Origin of the sequence: Bacillus cereus group sp. Bce019 (assembly GCF_051781745.1) — a bacterium.
Taxonomy (GTDB): domain Bacteria; phylum Bacillota; class Bacilli; order Bacillales; family Bacillaceae_G; genus Bacillus_A; species Bacillus_A cereus.
In genome coordinates, this window is the sequence record NZ_JBPWJX010000172.1 from 1 (window position 1) to 266 (window position 266).

A 266-nucleotide genomic window follows, 5' to 3' on the forward strand; every position below is an offset into this window, starting at 1 on the left:
TCATCGAACTCCTTGAAGCCCGCCAGCAGCGTCGGATCGGCCAGTTTGTAACCTTCCTGGTCGGAGCGAAGGCCTTGCTCCTGGTACTGCTTGCCGGCCTCGGCCTGGGGCGCATCCACCATCGAGTAGCTGACGTGATGCCCCCCCGATTCGCTCACAATGACCGCACCGCGCTGCGACAGGCGGTTGAGACGGAAAGTGGTGAAAAACAGGTGGAGCAGGCTGGCGTGGTAGCTGTCCTTGACGTTCTCGAAGTAGAGCTTCCA

1 pseudogene is annotated in these 266 nt (G+C 60.9%); it reads right to left on the reverse strand.

Features of this window, described 5'->3' with window-relative positions:
* Positions 1–266, reverse strand: a pseudogene (locus ACS2QP_RS27900) (Rieske (2Fe-2S) protein); the annotation flags it as partial.